Annotated in this window: 11 protein-coding genes; 7 read left to right on the forward strand and 4 right to left on the reverse strand. The window is 55.0% G+C overall.

Annotated features, from left to right (window positions below; translation table 11 throughout):
• Positions 1 to 8 precede the first annotated feature (8 nt).
• The 6 genes from IEN85_RS06380 (at position 9) to IEN85_RS06405 (ending at position 11,574) form a co-directional block, all read left to right on the forward strand.
• On the forward strand, positions 9 to 2,444 hold the full coding sequence (locus tag IEN85_RS06380; protein WP_191616252.1) for a glycoside hydrolase family 95 protein: 2,436 nt from the start codon (positions 9 to 11) through the stop codon (positions 2,442 to 2,444).
• Entirely contained in the window at positions 2,441 to 5,842 is a 3,402-nt protein-coding gene (locus tag IEN85_RS06385) for a glycoside hydrolase family 2 TIM barrel-domain containing protein (protein WP_318186586.1), read from the forward strand. The genes IEN85_RS06380 and IEN85_RS06385 overlap by 4 nt, the downstream gene beginning before the upstream one ends.
• A gap of 46 nt (positions 5,843 to 5,888) precedes the next feature.
• The gene (locus IEN85_RS06390) at positions 5,889 to 6,887 is read left to right on the forward strand and encodes a sugar phosphate isomerase/epimerase family protein (protein WP_191616253.1); all 999 of its coding nucleotides are present in this window, start codon (positions 5,889 to 5,891) and stop codon (positions 6,885 to 6,887) included.
• 103 nt (positions 6,888 to 6,990) lie between these two features.
• Entirely contained in the window at positions 6,991 to 8,907 is a 1,917-nt protein-coding gene (locus IEN85_RS06395; protein ID WP_191616254.1) for a right-handed parallel beta-helix repeat-containing protein, read from the forward strand.
• Positions 8,908 to 9,066: 159 nt separating this feature from the next.
• A complete protein-coding gene (locus IEN85_RS06400) occupies positions 9,067 to 9,513 on the forward strand; it encodes a hypothetical protein (RefSeq protein ID WP_191616255.1) in 447 nt (148 codons plus the stop codon).
• 219 nt (positions 9,514 to 9,732) lie between these two features.
• A complete protein-coding gene (locus tag IEN85_RS06405; protein ID WP_191616256.1) occupies positions 9,733 to 11,574 on the forward strand; it encodes a TonB family protein in 1,842 nt (613 codons plus the stop codon).
• A gap of 323 nt (positions 11,575 to 11,897) precedes the next feature.
• On the opposite strand, the gene IEN85_RS06410 is transcribed toward IEN85_RS06405, so the two are convergent.
• The 4 genes from IEN85_RS06410 to IEN85_RS06425 all read right to left on the reverse strand — a co-directional run bounded on the left by IEN85_RS06410 (position 11,898) and on the right by IEN85_RS06425 (position 15,163).
• Positions 11,898 to 12,155: a hypothetical protein gene (locus tag IEN85_RS06410; protein WP_191616257.1), complete on the reverse strand. Its 258-nt coding sequence runs from the start codon at positions 12,153 to 12,155 to the stop codon at positions 11,898 to 11,900.
• 63 nt (positions 12,156 to 12,218) lie between these two features.
• Entirely contained in the window at positions 12,219 to 13,013 is a 795-nt protein-coding gene (locus IEN85_RS06415) for a DUF3826 domain-containing protein (RefSeq protein ID WP_191616258.1), read from the reverse strand.
• A 73-nt stretch (positions 13,014 to 13,086) separates the two neighbouring features.
• On the reverse strand, positions 13,087 to 14,490 hold the full coding sequence (locus tag IEN85_RS06420; RefSeq protein WP_191616259.1) for an ATP-binding protein: 1,404 nt from the start codon (positions 14,488 to 14,490) through the stop codon (positions 13,087 to 13,089).
• Between the two features lies 1 nt (position 14,491).
• Entirely contained in the window at positions 14,492 to 15,163 is a 672-nt protein-coding gene (locus tag IEN85_RS06425) for a response regulator (RefSeq protein WP_191616260.1), read from the reverse strand.
• Positions 15,164 to 15,315: 152 nt separating this feature from the next.
• On the opposite strand from IEN85_RS06425, the gene IEN85_RS06430 reads away from it, so the two are divergent.
• Complete coding sequence (locus IEN85_RS06430) at positions 15,316 to 16,056, forward strand: hypothetical protein (RefSeq protein WP_191616261.1); 741 nt, start codon at positions 15,316 to 15,318, stop codon at positions 16,054 to 16,056.
• The last annotated feature ends 10 nt before the right edge of the window (positions 16,057 to 16,066 follow it).

Consider the following 16,066-nt stretch of genomic DNA (forward strand, 5'->3'; position numbering starts at 1 on the left):
TTTTAGAAGTGAATAAACGGATACGAATGATCGCGACCAAGGTCGCTCCTACCTGCTTCGCGCTCGTTTGCTCAGCATCTCTGGCCCAAGCCGAGATCCCCGAGCGGAAGCTAGGCTTTGATGAACCGGCGGAGGCTTTCACGGCTTCGGTGCCCCTGGGGAACGGACGTCTGGGAGCGATGCTCTACGGTGGCGTTGTCGAGGAAACGATCGTGCTCAACGAAAACGGCATGTGGTCGGGCTCGCCGCAAAATGCGGATCGGCTGGATGCCTATAAGGCTTTGCCAGAGATCAAAAAGCTCCTTCTGGAAGGTAAGAACTTCGAAGCGGAAGCTTTGGTAAATGCCAACTTCACCTGCGCGGGTTCGGGTTCGGGGCACGGACGCGGGAAAAACGTTCCCTACGGCTGCTACCAAACTCTGGGGAAAATGAAGTTGCGGATGCAGCATGACGGAGAGGCGAGCGGATATCGCCGCGAGTTGGCGCTTGCCGACGCGCTGTTCAGTCAGTCTTACGAGGTGGATGGGGTTCGCTTTTCGCGCGAAGGTTTCGTGTCCGCTCCGGATGAGGTCTTTGCATTGAAGCTATCGGCTGACCGCAAGGGTTCGCTCAGTTTCGAGCTGTCGCTGGAACGCGAGGAGCGGGTCTCGGTGGAGTCGCTGGGGCAAGACAGTCTGATAATGTTTGGGCAATTGAATAATGGATACGAGGACGGGAAGCAGATCGCTGCAGTTACTCCGGACCGTATTCAGGAAGGAGTTCGCTATGCGGGCGTGGTCAAGGTGCTAAGAAAGGGCGGAACTGTTCGTAGCGTAGACGGCCGTATAATGGTAGAAAACGCTAACGAGGCAGTGCTCTTGTTTACCGCTGCGACAGATATCAAAACCTTTGCCGGTCGAGGTGTAGAAGACGCAAGGGCCGCAGCTTTGAGCGATCTTGCCAAGTCTGAAAAACAGTCCTACGGGAAGTTGAAGCAAGCTCATATTGCGGATTTCCGTTCGTACTACGATCGGGTGGGGATCCGTATCGAGGGAGAGAATACGGATGAAGGTAAATCGCTTCCGACGCCCGAGCGCTTGAAGCGAGTGGAGCGTGGTTACGACGATCCAGACTTGGCGGCTCTTTACTTCGACTTCGGCCGCTACCTGCTGATCTCCTCATCGCGTCCTGGAGGCTTGCCCGCGAATCTGCAGGGAATCTGGGCGGAGAAGACGCAGACGCCTTGGAATGGTGACTGGCATACCAACATCAACGCGCAGATGAACTATTGGCCCGCCGAGGTGTGCAACCTTTCCGAGCTGCATGAGCCCTTGTTCAAGCTGATCGAGTCATTGGTGGAACCGGGGCAGAAGACGGCCAAAGCCTATTACGACGCGGACGGTTGGGTTTCGTTTCTATTGTCCAATCCTTGGGGATACACCTCGCCTGGAGAGTCGGCAAGCTGGGGATCGACTGTGTCCTGTTCCGCTTGGTTGTGCCAGCATTTATGGGACCACTACTTATACACGGAAGACGATGCCTTTCTCGAATGGGCGTATCCGATTCTCAAGGGCTCGGCCCGGTTCTATCTCGATATGTTAATCGAGGATCCCAAGTCCGGTTGGCTGGTGACTTCGCCTTCCAATTCGCCGGAGAATGCCTTTCTGGACGAAGCCGGAAACAAGGTGCATGTTTGCATGGGACCGACTGCGGACCAGCAGTTGTTGCGTTACCTTTTCGAAGCCTGCATCGGAGCGGAAGCGATTCTCAAGAAGGATGAGGCGTTTGAGGCTGAGGTGAAAGCGGCGTTGCCCCGCTTGGCTCCCACGCGTATCGGTCGCGACGGTCGAGTGCTTGAATGGCTTGAGGAGTATCCGGAAGCGGACCCGCAGCATCGCCACATCGCGCACCTCTGGGGCCTGTATCCAGGAAATGAGATCGATCCGGTACGCACGCCCGATTTAGCGGCGGCCGCTCGTAAGACGCTCGACGTGCGTGGCGATGGCAGCACAGGCTGGAGTCTCGCTTTTAAGATTGGGATGTGGGCGCGGTTGGGCGACGGTGATCGGGCCTACAAGCTAATGAAGCAGCTCTTCAAACCAGCCAAACCAAGAACCAAAGACTCTCCTTGGGAAGGGGGCACGTATCCAAATCTTTTTGACGCCCACCCACCATTCCAGATCGACGGGAATTTTGGAGGTACGGCAGCAATCGCCGAAATGCTCATGCAGAGCGAATTGGGACGAGTCAGCCTGTTGCCAGCCTTGCCGCGTTCTTGGAGCCATGGAGAGGTGAGAGGCTTGCGGGCTCGAGGCGGGTTCGAAGTGGATTTGAGCTGGAGCAACGGAGAATTGAAGACAGTGAAAGTGAAAAGTATCCACGGGACAAAGACAGAGCTTTTCTACAAGGGAAAGGCGACGCCTGTCGTGTTGAGGAAAGGTGAAGTTATGGAGGTGGAGCTGTGAAGTGGGAAAACGTAGCGCTGAGCTTTAGCCAGCGTATTGGTTGCTTGATCCTGCACTGTGGACGCTGGCTAAAGCTCAGCGCTACGGCTGGAGTTGTTGCCACTTCTCTCTCCGCCTCCCAACCCGATTGGGAGAATCAGCATGTTATCCAGATCAACCGAGAGCCGGCTCGGGCCCATTTCTTTAATTATGGGTCTGCGGAGGCCGCCTTCGAAGGGGATCGCGAGGATTCAGATCGCTTTCTGTCGCTGAACGGAAATTGGAAATTCAATTGGGTGAAGCGTCCGGAAGAGCGTCCGGTCGATTTCTTCCGAACCGACTTCGACGATTCGAATTGGGTCGATTTCGAAGTTCCTGCGGTGTGGGAAGTAAATGGATACGGAACCCCGATCTATGTGAGCGCAGGCTATCCGCACCGCATTGATCCACCACGCGTAACGAGCGAACCGAAGGAGAAGTACACCGCCTACGAGGAGCGGAATCCGGTGGGGAGCTACCGTCGCGAGTTTGAGATTTCCGAGTCATGGCAAGAAGAGCGGGTGGTTCTGCATTTTGCCGGCGTGCAGAGCGCGTTCTACGTATGGGTTAACGGTCAGAAAGTTGGCTACAGTCAAGGCAGCATGACGCCTGCCGAGTTCGACGTGACTCAATACGTGGGCAGCGGTCGCAATCAGATCGCGGTGGAGGTCTACAAGTGGAGTGACGCGAGCTATCTCGAGGATCAGGACATGTGGCGCTTCGGTGGTATCCATCGTGAGGTGTATTTGTACGCGACCCCGCAGGCCCATATTGCGGATTTCGCGGTTCGCACCGATCTCGACGAGGACTATCGAGATGCTCATTTGGCGATCAAGCCTGAGCTGGCGGCTCCTGAAGGCGTCTCGCTGGAAGATTGGACAGTGGAAGCGGAGCTTTTTGACGCCGATGGAGAACGCGTTTTCTCAACGCCTCTGTCGCACGGAGCGAAGGAGATATTGAATCCTGGATACAGCGCTGGTGTACTGGTGCGTCGCACGCCGCAGCGAGGCCGTCGCATTTTTGGCTGGCTAAACGCCACTGTTGAGAACCCGCGCAAATGGACAGCGGAGACGCCGTACCTGTATCGCTTGACCCTCTCTTTGAAGGATGGGGAGGGGAACGTGGTCGACGCCACGGCCTGCGATGTCGGCTTCCGGGAAGTGGAAGTGCGTGGCGGGCAATTTCTCGTGAACGGTAAACCGGTGAGATTCCGTGGCGTTAATCGTCACGAGCACGATCCGGAGCTGGGTCGCGAAATGACCTTGGAGCGGATGGTGCAGGATATCGAACTTCTGAAGCAGGCCAACGTGAACGCGGTGCGCACGGCGCATTATCCAAACGACCCGCGTTGGTACGAGCTTTGCGACCGCTATGGCATGTATGTGATGGACGAGGCCAATATCGAGACCCACGGTCTGCGTGGCTACCTCGCCAGCGAACCGAGTTGGAACGCGGCCTTCCTCGACCGGGCCGTGCGCATGGCCGAGCGCGACAAGAATTTTCCCAGCATCGTATTTTGGTCGATGGGCAACGAGTCTGGCTATGGTCCGAATTTCGCGTCCGTATCTGCTTGGCTCAAAGAATTCGACCCGACGCGTCCTATTCACTACGAGGGGGCTCAGCGTGACCTCGCCACCGAGGACCGAAGCTATTCGATGGAGAATCGTGCCCTAGATCCGGATACGGTGGACGTGATCAGTCGCTTCTACCCGCGAACGCAGGATGCGTACTTGAATCCTGGCATGCCCGAGGACTCCATGGACGAGCGGGCTGAGAACGCTCGTTGGGAGCGGTTGTTGGATATCGCGAGAGACGAGGCCGACGACCGTCCTGTATTGACCAGCGAATACGCGCACGGAATGGGTAACGCGCTCGGGAACCTCAAAGAGTATTGGGACGAGATCTATTCGCATCCCCGCATGTTGGGGGGCTTCATTTGGGATTGGGTGGACCAGGGACTCTGGAAAACCGATGAAAATGGAGAGCGCTACATTGCGTACGGAGGCGACTTTGGCGACCAGCCGAACCTCAAGGCCTTTTGCTTGAATGGAGTGATTTTTGCCGACCGTTCCTTGAATCCTAAGTTCTGGCAGCTCAAGAAGATCTACCAGCCGGTGGAAGTGCGAGCTCTCGATATGGACCCCGATTCATTGCGGATCGAAATCGAGAATCGTCACCACCACATCGACCTTAACGAGCTCGCCGCCCGGTATCAGGTAATCAAGGACGGTGAAACGCTCTTCGAAGGAGAGCTAGGCGACTACAGTGTCGCCCCCGGTGAGCGTGCGGCTTTCGATCTAGAAATTCCCACCTTGGGAACGGGAGATCACTGGCTTCGAATTGGATTTAGTACGAGAGAGAATACCGCTTGGGCTGCGGCAGGGCATGAAATCGCCTTCGAACAATTTCAGATCGAAACGGAAGCCGCGCCTTCGGAGATGCGTTCCCTAGGAAGCCTAGCGTCTCTTCAGCTCAGGGAAGACGATCAAGCCTGGCATGTGAGCGGACAGGACTTTTCCTTAGCCTTAGACAAGAGCACGGGCACACTTTCGTCGCTGAAGTATGACGGCGTGGAAGTATTGGGAAATAACGAGAAGCCGATGTTGCAGGCGTATCGAGCCTATACTGACAACGACAAGGGATTCGGGAAGTGGCTGGCCAAGGATTGGTCCCGTGCGGGATTGGACCAGATGGGCCGCGAGCTTCGCTCGATTGACGTGGTCGGAAAAGGGCGGTCCCAGGTTACATTTGAAATCGTGACACGCGGAACGACGGAAGCGGGAGACATTGAGCACACGGCGTTTTGGACAGTGCGAGGCGATGGTTCGATCGAGGTGCAAAATCGCTTCGTTTGCTCCGAGAGCTTGCCGTATCTGCCGCGTATTGGAGTGCGTTTGTTTTTCGATGAGGCATTGGAAGACTTCACTTGGTATGGACATGGTCCCTTCGAGAACTACGTCGATCGCAAGGACAGCACTCCGGTAAACGTCTGGAACAGCACAGTCCCCGCGCAGTACGTGCCGTACCCGCGTCCTCAAGAGACGGGCAACAAGGAAGGCGTTCGTTGGCTGGCTCTGAGAAACGGAGCGGAAGGACGAGGTGTCTTGATCAAGTCGGAAGGAAACACGCTTTCGGCGTCGGCCCTGCATTATGCGCAGGAGGACCTGTCAGCCGCTACGCACACCAATGAACTGCAGGAACGCGACGATATCGTGCTGTCGCTGGACGTCGCCCAATGCGGCATCGGCAACAGCAGCTGCGGTCCGAGTGTATTGCAGAAGTACGCCCTGCCTCCTAGAGAATACGAAATGAGTTTCAGTATCCAACCTTTGGATGAGGGAGATAGAGCGGTGGATGCGGCGAGGGTGGAGTATGAGTAGAAGAGTTTTTGGCCCACGGATGAACGCGGATACACACGGATATATTATGAATACAAGTAGGGTAAAGGTAGGAGCGAGCTTGCTCGCGATTGGGTTGAGGATCGCGAGCAAGCTCGCTCCCACAACAGAGAACATCCGTGTGTTTCCGCTTGTATCCGTGGTTCCTACATTTCTTTTGGCACTTCTTTCCGTCACATTCGTGGTTCCCTCGATACATGCTGGAAAAACTTCCGACGATCCGCGTTACCAGATCGGCGTATGCGATTGGATGATACTGAAGCGGCAGAAGCTGGGGGCGTTTGCTCGCACGCATGAGATTGGGGCGGATGGGCTTATGCTGGATATGGGCGGGCTGGGGAATCGACCGACTTTTGACAGCAAACTCATGAACCCGATCGAGCGTCGCAAGATGCGGGACGAGATCGAGAAGTACGATCTGACGGTTTGCGCCTTGTCGATGTCGGGTTTCTACGCTCAGTCCTTTGCCGAGCGAGAAGGAGCGGTGGATGTGATGGTGCGGGACACGATCAACTCTATGGAGATCATGGGGGTGAAGACGGCGTTCCTGCCCTTGGGGACGAAGGTTGATTTGGTGCAGTTTCCTGAACTCCGACCCGTGGTGGTTGAGCGTCTCAAGGAAGCCGCTAAGCTGGCCGAAGCCGCAAATGTGGTGATCGGTATTGAAACGGCTTACGACGCGGCGGGGGATGTGCAACTGCTGGAAGACGTTGGGTCTCCGAATATCAAGATCTTCTTCAACTTTGCCAACTCGTTGCAGAAAGGCCGCGACTTGATTGAAGAGATCAAAATCCTCGGTAAGGACCGTATCTGCATGATTCTCGCGACCGACGAAGACGGTGTGTGGTTGGAAAACAATGACAGGCTTGATATGTACGCCGTGAAGCAATGCCTCGACGAAATGGGCTGGAGCGGCTGGTTGCTGATCGAGCGTTCACGCGACGCGAACAACCCACGTGACGTTATTGGTAATTTCGGCGCGAATACGCGATATTTGAAGAAGGTGTTCCAAGGAGAACAGGACTGAAATTTAGTAACCACGGATGTACGCGGATAGACACGGATATTTAAACATGGGATTCTCATCTGTGTTAATCTGTGTCTATCCGTGGTTAAAATAAGAACTTTTTATGAATACGAAGACAGTACTAGCGATTTTTTCGGCATTGAGTGTTTCATTCCTTTCAGCGGCTGGGCCGCGGCAGATTTGGGTTTCGCCGGAAGGGGCGGAGTCGGGGGATGGGTCGTTTGAGGCGCCTCACAAGAGAATCGCCGCTGCGCAGCGCCAGGCCCGCGAGCTGAGGCGCTTGCATGACGAGTCAATTGGCGAGGGGATCGAAATCCTTCTCGCCGATGGAACTTATGAAATTATCGAACCGCTGCTGGTGCGTACTGAAGATTCGGGTACAGCTGAAAGCCCCACTGTTTTCAAGGCCGCTCCGAATGCCTCTCCTGTGATTAGTGGTGGCGTGCAGGTTGAGGGATGGTCGAAAGTGAAAGGGACGATCGAGGGGCTGAACCCTGCGGCCAAGGGCAAGCTCTGGATGGCGAAGACGCCGCGAAAGAACAACAACCGTTTCGCCTTTCGCGATTTTTGGGTGGACGGTAAGCGAGCCAATCGCGCCCGAGAGGTGGATGGCGACGATCTGAGGCGGATCCTCGATTGGGACAAAGAAGAGCGCGTGGGCTGGATCGAGTTGCCGGAGTTTGGCGACTTTTCGGATCCCCATGGTCTCGAGTTTGTGATCCACCAAATGTGGGCGATCGCCATCTTGCGCGTGAAGACTTTCGAGGCGTTTCCGGAGGAGGGCAAGGCTCGTCTCTCGTTTCATGAGCCGGAAAGCCGCGTACAGTTCGAGCATCCCTGGCCGCCGGTTGTGCTCGGTGGAAAAGGGAAGCCTGGTTTCTATACCGCAAAGAACGGGAGTTCCGCCTACTATTTGACGAATCGCTTGGAGCTGCTCGACGAGCCGGGCGAGTGGTATCTGGACGAGGACAGCAACACGCTCTACTACTGGCCGAAAGAAGGGCAGGACATGGCGACAGCCAAGGCGGTGGTGCCGGCGATGGAAACCTTGGTGGAAGTCGAAGGTTCGCTCGACGCTCCGGTTGAACACGTTCACTTCGATGGTATCCGCTTCGAAAATACGACCTGGATGCGTCCCTCCTATGCTGGTCACGTACCCTTGCAGGCGGGTTTTTTCATGTACGACGCTTACAAGCTCAAGATCCCGGGAACTCCGGATAAGGCGAAGCTCGAGAATCAAGCTTGGATTGGGCGAAAACCTGCTGCGGTTTCGGTTTACGCAGGAAATGACATTGTATTTGAAAATTGCATATTTCAAAATCTAGCGGCTACTGGACTCGACTACCTTTGGGGCTCGCACCGTGCGGTAGTTGAAGGAAACATTTTCCGCGACATCGGCGGTAGTGGCATCGTGATTGGGTCTTTTCAGGATGGGGGAATCGAAACCCACGTGCCTTATGATCCGGCTGACGAGCGCGAGTTGTGCACGGACGCTCGGATTGCCAACAATCTTGTGACTGATGTAGCTAACGAAGATTGGGGCTGCGTAGGCATTGGAGCTGGTTACGTGCGCGGTATCAACATCGAGCACAACGAGATCAGCGATGTTAGCTACACGGGGATCAGCATGGGTTGGGGTTGGACCAAGTCGGTCAACTGCATGCGCGACAATCGCATTCACGCCAACCACATCCACCATTTTGGCAAGCACATGTACGATGTGGGCGGTATCTACACGCTTTCGCCGCAACCAAAGTCGGAGATCAGCGAAAACAGTATCCACTCACTCTATACGCCGAGCTACGTGCACGATCCGAATCACTGGAACTACATCTACCTCGACGAAGGTTCCTCCTTCATCTACGTGCGCGACAACTGGTGTCCTGAGCAGAAATTCTCCACTAACGCCAACGGTCCTGGAAATACCTGGGAGAACAATGGCCCTGAAACCTCGGAAGCAATCAAGGAGGCAGCCGGACTGCAGGAGTCCTATCGCATGTTGTTGGAATACGTGAATTAGCCTCGACTAGTGAGGGGATCGTTCGGGATGGGACGCCTCAGGGCTCCTCCCGGAGCGTGCAAGGGCGAATGTTACCCTGAGTTCAAAATAGTACGTGCACCCTTTAGGCTAAGCTCTATAATCCGGGGCGAAAGCGAACCCAATACGCATCTTTGCCCCATGACCTATCGAATCGTCGCCTTTGCTCTCTTCCTGGCGTTTTTGTCCGCCTGCAATTCCACTAGCTCAGGACATTCGAGCAAAACCTTGAGTGGCCAGGTCGTTAACGCGGTGCGTTGGCATGGTCGCCCTGGACCTGTCCCGTTTCAGGGGGATCCGGACATGATAGATCCGGACCGGGCGGTGATTCAGTATCCGCGGGACGTGTCTTTTCCGGAGGCTGTTTTTGCCCTGAACAATTTTCGAGCGCCTGCGGGTACGATAATCCAGCTGAACTTCCGGATTCTGGAATCTGGAGCGATCGATTACGTGAATGCGACCTCGAAAGAGCTTTCAGAAGGCGAACTGCTGTACTTGGAGCAGCTGGTCGCGAATCTCGCGTTTACGCCTTATTGGCACGACCAGTTTCCATGCTACTACGTGGTGGACTGCCTTTTGAGGTTTTGACCTCAGTCGGTTCAAGAAACGTTGCCGCTTGTGCTACGTTTTTTGAGGGGGGATTCGGCTGGTTATGGGGCCCGAAGCTCGTGGGGCGTCGCGTAGCACTGCTACTCGCTGGTCAACTTTTAACGTGCTGTTTTGGCTTTGTCTGCTTTTGATGACGAGGTTCGAATCGGCTCGATTCTTTGAAGGAGCCGTTTTGAACCAACTGAATCCCACTTGTTTATGCCATTCTTACCCTTTGATCTCCTCGGCCGTGTTTCAGGGCTTTGCTCCGGAATGCTGAATACTCGATGGTCTGAGCGAACTCGCAATGTTCCGACTCCAGCCTCGCTCATTCTTATTTTTCTGCTGCAAGGCTGTGCGAAAACGCCGTCGCCTTCGCATGTCGAATTGGGTGACTCCGCATCTTCTGAAGCAATACCTGCCGTAAGTCGCGAAAATCTGGATACAGTAAACAGCGAAAACGCGAAAGATGGCGAATCAGGGAATGAGAGCGGAATGAGCGATGGGGTAAATACTGCAGAAGCGGAAAAAGAGGTTGAGCTTACCGGCGAAGCTGAACCCGGAACTCGATCCCGCGGGGAGAAAACTAGCACTGGGCGAAAAGAGGGGGATTTCGAAAGGGGTGAGGCCCTTAAGGAGGTTCCGATTGTTTCGGAAGAGAAAAAGCGAGCGTTTCTGGATTATCTAGCGAAGGTTGAGAATATTCCACTGGACTTGGATCGACTGGAACAAAGTGTGCGTCAAAAATATGGTTTATTGGGCGTTGCTGATCCAGAATCCGTTTTGAGCGAGTTGATCAAACTGCATGAAGCTGGCGACCAGACGGTTACCTACGACCTAGCTTTGTATTTGTCCTATGGGCACGCCTCGATCGTCGATCATGACGCGGCCCATCAACTCTTTTTACAGGCCGTCTCACAAGGAGACGTTCGTGGTTTTTCGGCCTTGGGAAGTCTCTACCTCAATGGCATAGGAGTGGAGCAGGACAGCGTCGAGGCACAGACTTACTACGAATTGGCTTTGGCGGAGGGCGATTACGAAGCTGGCTACTTGCTGGGGATGGGAATGCAAGAGGGACGCTTTGGCGCCGTCGATTTGGAGGAGAGCAGTCGCTATTTCGCTGCAGCGGCAGAGGCGGGGAGCCAAGCGGCTGTTCGAACACTGTTCGCCCAAGTGACGAATAAAATGGGGAAAGTGACGCCTGCCCAGTACCTTGAATACATGACGTCTGTTCCCGAAATGGAGAATTGGTTGCTCAGGGGCGTTGAAGAGGGGCAGATCGAAGATATAATAGCGCTCTCAAAACACTATAGGCTGAGTGACCGATTGGAAGAGGCCAGTGCGATTCTGAAAAAGGGTATTGAGTTGGGGTCATACGATTCTGCGGAGCAATTGCTTCAATTAAACTTCCCTCGTATATTTAAGGAAAGCGACACGCGCGCTGGCTTCGAGAAAATGTTTCAGAGCTTCGCTGAGGACGGCTCAAGGCGTTCTGGCGAGGCATCCTTCTATCTCGCGCTTCTTGAAATTTCAAAAGGTGCTCAAGGAGCAGACCTAGATCGAGCCGTTAAGCTGCTGGAAAAGTCGCGCGAATCTTTCCACCCCAAAAGCAAGCTGGCCTTGCTTGGTATTCAAAGTGGAGTGCATCCCGCAAAGGCGATATTGGAAGCCATTAAACTGGATAACAAAGAGGCGTATGCAGCTGCTAATGTGCTCGCTGCGGACTTGGGAGAAACCAAAGGCTCGAAAGTCGGAGCTCTAGACCGCCCGCCCACAGTGTTGAGAATACCCAAGCCCGAGTACCCCTATGAGATAATGAGAGAGGCGATCGATGGTACGGTTGTGGTAGAGCTTGTCGTAGACGACAAGGGGCAAGTTCATCGGCCAAAGGTAGTTGAATCCTCTCATGAGATCTTTGAGCAAGAGGCGCTGGAAACCGCTTTAAGGATCGAATTTCGGCCAGCAGTCAAAGACGGAAAGTCGGTAGCGGCAAAAGTGAGGATTCCCTTTCACTTCAAGCCGAGTGAAGACGCACTAGTACCTGCCGGCAAGGCAGAGTAGGGCGGAGACGGTAGTCGTCACATGGCTTCGCTCGATGGCTGAGGGACTGTCCCGTAACTCGAGTTTTTGTTGGCTTGGACCGTGGTCCAGTCCGCGTTGCCCTTTGAAGCGGGGTTGCACTGCGGTCTGCAGCAAGCTGCAACCCTACGCAGCAGAGGCGAGTAGATTTCATTGGACTGACTCTGAGGCCAGTTTAGTAACTCGGGTAAAATGCGTGGGCGTATTGCTCGGGGCTCTCAGCGCAAGTGGAGTATCAGTTCTGCGAGGGACAGCCCTGAGGGGAATGATATTGAAAGCTCTGTAACGTGCGGGGCAGTGCGACTCTATACGTCGATGCCGAGGGTTTCGGCTAGCTCTTCGATGAGGCATTCCTTGAGGTAGATCGCGATATTTTCGTCGAGGCGGGCGCTCTCGTACTTACCGTCCCGATCGAGGGCTTCGCTGTTTCTGCTGAGCTCGTCCGCGGTGTTGTGGAGGAAGCTTATCAACTCTTTGGAGTTAATGAAGCGGGGCAGGGATTCGTTGGGGCTGAGATTGCGATTTGCCCGCGCCATTCGGTTTTGCAGTGAATTCGTTTTCATAGGATGTGTTGGTTTGAGGATTGGTCTCTATCGACTTTGGTATTTGTATCAGATTGGAGAATACTATTTCTTGGAGGATTCGACCCAGGCTTTGTAGTGCTTGCGGTAGCCGTAGCCGAAGTAGTCGATCGAGAACTCGTTACGGATCTTGTACTTTTTGAAGATCTTGATGATCCGCTTGCCGCTCCAGGCCGCTAGCGAATCTTCACGAGCTTGATTGAGGCGGTTCCAGATGATCGCCTTTTCCGCATCGTTCATCTGAGGCACCATGGCAAGGTAGGCCTTGTAGGTTCGTTCTACTCCAGGCGAACGCGTAATGATATCCAAGAGTTCGATACTTTTTTCGTGGCCCACTTCCGCTTCCAGTTCCCGAAGAAAGGTACGGATTTGTGGGGTGAATTGGGCGTAGATGGGGTCAATCTCCTCGCTCATAATAGCGAGAGCCTTGAGCTCGTCTTTCTCTTTCCCGTCCGTGTTGCTGCGGGCTAAGTCCCATTCGTCCCAAGCGGCATCGAGGACGGGGTCCACCTCCTGGTGCCAGGCCCATACACGGGCGTAGTGTTGGCTGACGAGGTTTGCTACGCGCTCGGTTTGGCCGGCGTTTGCGAGCTCGAGCTTTTCCGCGAGTTGTCTGCCTTTGTTGAAAACGTTGTTTTGCATAGCCTCTGGTAGTTCGGGGTTCCACCAGGCGGGGTAGTTCTTGTCATCGATTTGGGCTTGTGCGCCCGCCGCCACGCTTGCCGGAGTGGCGGCTTTGACTTGCGATGCTGCGAAGGAAAAGGCGGCGACGGTCATGACGCAGGAGAATGCGAGCGCTGACTTGCGGCGAAATCTTGATGCGGGGTTCGTTTTCAGCATTCCCGGAGTCTAGCTGAGGGAACCTTATCAAAGGGTTACCGGCAGCGGAAAAAACGATGTTTTGCGCAAGGCCTCAGTCAACTCTCTCGAATCCTGACAAAACGAACGTGATCCGGCCCCCTTCTTCGAAGTGGGCTTCAAGGGTGAGGCCGAGGCGCTCCGAGAAAGCTCGGGCGATTGAGAGGCCGATACCGCTGTGGCTGCCGTCGGCCCGCGCTTTGTCTTTTCTCCAGAAGCGGTCGAAGAGGTGTTCCGTATCGGAAGCATCGAGGTCGGTCGTCCGGTTTGAAACTTGCAAACTGCCTTCTGCTGGATCGTACGCGATTGCTATCTCGCTTTGCGGCGTGGAGTAGGCTACGGCGTTGTCGACCAGATTTCCAACGACTCGTTGCAACATCTCCAAGTCGGAGACGACGCGAGCCTTGGAAGGGATACGGATGTCGAAGGAGAGTCCCTTGCTTGCTGCTTCGGCCGCATTTCGCCGGCGGAGCCCTTCGATGAATTCCGAAAGCTGTATTTCCTTGCTCGATACAACGAGTTGATCGCTCTCGCAACGCATCAACTCGAAAAGCTGGTTTACGATCCGTTCCATCTGGGTGGCAATTTCGATGGCTGCTTGGTAGTCCTCCGCAGACTCGGGGTCTTTCCACTTCAAGCCTACCTCTGCGATGTTGCGCAGCTCCGCGATGGGGGTTCTCAGCTCGTGGGCAACGTCGGCGCTGAAGGTGCGTTCCCGTTCGAAGGAAACGCTCAGTCGGTCGAGGAGCTGATTGAGTTGGGTGGCGATCGGCTTGAGCTCGCCGGGCAGGCTATCCACCGAGAATCGCTGCGAGAGATTATGGGACTCGATGCGTCCCGTTTTGCTGGCGAGCAGAGCGAGAGACGAGAGGCCTTGTCGCAGGACCAAAGTCACCAGGATGGGAGTGACGATGAGAATGAGCAGGGTGACGCCGATCAGGTTGTTTCGGAGGCTGGCCAAGGCGGCCCGCTCTTCTTCGATGTTTTGGGCGACAACCAGAACGAGGGACTCCTCTTTTCCTTTCGTGTAGCGGTCGCGTCCGCGTTCCTTGGGACCGTAGCGGATCGCCACCGCTCGACAGAGGCGGCCTTCTTCTAGGCTAAAGTTCCAAAAAACCGCTTCGCGGGTCACTTGTGCGGGCTTGGGCAGGCTCTTGCGCCGGAGTGACTCGGATTTCTTGATCGTAGTGTCGCCGTTTTCCCAAATCTGGTAGTAGGCGCTTTGTACCTCGACGCTGAACTGTCTGAGAAGGCTGACCGTGAAGTGGAGCTCCACCTTCTCGTCCTCCTTGAGGTAGGTCGCCGACATGATGGAGTAGGCGTCGATCTGCAGCTTTTCTTCGATCCGCTGGTAGGCTCCCTTTTCTGCGCTGTAGTAAACGGCGTATCCGGAGAGGGCGAGTAGGGTTGCGAAGCAGAGGGTGAGGCCGATCGCCAGTTTTGCCCGAATGGTATTCACATCAAGCGTTCTCAATCGTGTATCCGAGCCCGCGTCGCGTCTCGATTGGGCAAGGATAGCCTACTGCGTCGAACTTTCTGCGTATAGACGAGATGGCTGATTCCACGACGTTGCTGCGTAGCTCCGCATTGTCGTCGTAGATGCGGGATTCGATATCGGTTTTGGATACGATTTCCCCGGAGCGCATAGCAATGTATTCAAGGATACGATACTCCCTCGGCTTGAGGGTGAGCTCTGAGCCGTCGACAGATACGCTTCGTTTGGATAGGTCGAGGCTGAGCGCTCCGAAGCTGATCTTGGATCCTCGTACGTTGTAGCTGCGTCGGCAAAGCGCGTCGATCCGCGCGAGCAGTTCGTCCATCGCGAAGGGTTTTACGAGGTAGTCGTCCGCGCCCTTGCTCAATCCCTCGACGCGGTTTTCTACTTTGTCGCGAGCGGTGAGCATGAGAACGCAGCTGTTCACCTGTTTCTCCCTTAGCTTTGAGAGGATACTCAGGCCGTCCATTCCAGGGAGCATGATATCGAGAACGATCACGTCATAGTCGTCGTTCAGGGCCATCCAGCAGCCCTCTGAGCCGTCTCCCGTGAGATCGACTACGTAGCCGGACTTACGCAAGCCGAGTGCGAGGGAATCTCTCAATCGTTTGGAATCTTCAACAAGGAGTAGCTTCATTGGGGCCGTGATCGCAGGCCTGAAAACCAAAGGGAGGAAAGCCGATTCGCAACAGGTTTTTTGTGGTTTGCAGGAAAACTGATGATGTTTTCGACCGGTAACCTTCCGATAAGGATCGGCGTGCTAGCATGAGCCTCTAAAATCGGTTTTCTATGAAAGAAAGATCCATAGTCATGCTCTCGTTATCCGCTTTGCTCTGCTCGTTGCTAGCGGTGGGACTCAGCGTCTACGATCGTTTCATGGTGGCGGAGGCCGGCGATGCGGCGCACCTGGAAAGGATCGAGGAACTCGAGCGCGAACTGGCCTATTTGCAAGGTAGCGGTTACCCAGCTCGTACTGGGAGTTACGGTGATTCGAATGGCCGATCGGAAGCTGATCCGCTGTATTCTAAGTATCATGACAATTCAGCAGGTTATCTAGAAAGCGACGTGGAGGAAATGCGCTGGACGATGGCGGTTCGAGGCTTCATGCCGGCCACTCCTGACCATATTGATCGGGCACGCAGGAGCATCTTCGACGAAAGCCTGGATGCCGAGCCTAAGCTTGCAGCCTTGAGGGTGCTTCGCCGGGCGGAGGGCTTGGACGACGATGTCGTGCGAGCAACCATCACTGCTTTTCACGCTACCGATGATCCGCGCGTGCAGGAAGACATCCTGGAACTTTTGGACGGGGTGACCACTCCTGAGCTTGCGCCGACGCTATTGAAGGTAACGGCTGAACACTTGAACTACCGTGTCAGGCGACAAGCGCTGGATGCCATGTCTGGCTTTCTGCCGGATCCGGAATTGGAAGATTGGCTCCGTTACGTGGAAAAGAATGACGGTTCCCGAAGGGTACGGGAAGAGGCCAGCCGCACTTTGCGTCACCTCGCGGAAAGGGAGCGGAAGGAATAGCACCGTCAAT

Source organism: Pelagicoccus enzymogenes, assembly GCF_014803405.1.
In the GTDB taxonomy this organism is placed as follows: Bacteria; Verrucomicrobiota; Verrucomicrobiia; order Opitutales; family Opitutaceae; genus Pelagicoccus; species Pelagicoccus enzymogenes.

What these genes read in the sequence shown, in the direction of transcription:
- IEN85_RS06390 (WP_191616253.1), top strand. Translation starts at nt 5,889, where the DNA reads ATGAATACAAGTAGGGTAAAGGTAGGAGCGAGCTTGCTCGCGATTGGG.
- IEN85_RS06395 (WP_191616254.1), top strand. Translation starts at nt 6,991, where the DNA reads ATGAATACGAAGACAGTACTAGCGATTTTTTCGGCATTGAGTGTTTCA.
- IEN85_RS06400 (WP_191616255.1), top strand. Translation starts at nt 9,067, where the DNA reads ATGACCTATCGAATCGTCGCCTTTGCTCTCTTCCTGGCGTTTTTGTCC.
- IEN85_RS06405 (WP_191616256.1), top strand. Translation starts at nt 9,733, where the DNA reads ATGCCATTCTTACCCTTTGATCTCCTCGGCCGTGTTTCAGGGCTTTGC.
- IEN85_RS06410 (WP_191616257.1), bottom strand. Translation starts at nt 12,155, where the DNA reads ATGAAAACGAATTCACTGCAAAACCGAATGGCGCGGGCAAATCGCAAT.
- IEN85_RS06415 (WP_191616258.1), bottom strand. Translation starts at nt 13,013, where the DNA reads ATGCTGAAAACGAACCCCGCATCAAGATTTCGCCGCAAGTCAGCGCTC.
- IEN85_RS06425 (WP_191616260.1), bottom strand. Translation starts at nt 15,163, where the DNA reads ATGAAGCTACTCCTTGTTGAAGATTCCAAACGATTGAGAGATTCCCTC.
- IEN85_RS06430 (WP_191616261.1), top strand. Translation starts at nt 15,316, where the DNA reads ATGAAAGAAAGATCCATAGTCATGCTCTCGTTATCCGCTTTGCTCTGC.